This is a genomic window from Caballeronia sp. LZ003, from assembly GCF_031451465.1.
Taxonomy (GTDB): Bacteria; Pseudomonadota; Gammaproteobacteria; order Burkholderiales; family Burkholderiaceae; genus Caballeronia.
The window spans coordinates 1-401 of the sequence record NZ_JARUXJ010000214.1; the positions used below are offsets into that span (position 1 = coordinate 1).

The 401-nt window shown below is 59.9% G+C and carries 1 protein-coding gene; it reads left to right on the forward strand.

What is annotated here, in order from left to right; all coding sequences use genetic code 11:
* The coding region (locus QCE79_RS34510; RefSeq protein ID WP_309852273.1) for a pentapeptide repeat-containing protein at nt 1-271 on the forward strand (271 nt) is incomplete at its 5' end.
* Nucleotides 272-401: the final 130 nt, after the last annotated feature.

Sequence of the window (401 nt, forward strand, 5' to 3'; positions counted from 1 at the left end):
CGATGTCGACTTCACTGGAGCAAAGCTCACATGTGCAGACCTGCGTGGCGCTGATTTGCGGGGCGCGGTTCTTGTAAATGTGTCGCTGAAAGGTGCGAATCTGAGCGGAGCATGTCTGCGCAGCGCGGATCTGTCCGATGCTGACTTGCGCGGAGCCGACCTAAGCGGCGCGGACCTGGATGGAGCGCGTCTTGAAAAGGCGAAGCTTCGCGGTGCGGACCTGGCGGGTACGAATCTGCGCGGTGCGCACATGGAAGGCGTTGTGCGATAGCGATCAACGTTCACAAATCTCTTAGCGGGAAATCCAATGAAAGACGAGTGGGGCGCCAGCGCGGCGAAGGCTGTGCCCGTGGCGGGCGGAAACTTTTGGTTGTGGCTGAGCAGTCACGACATCAACTGGT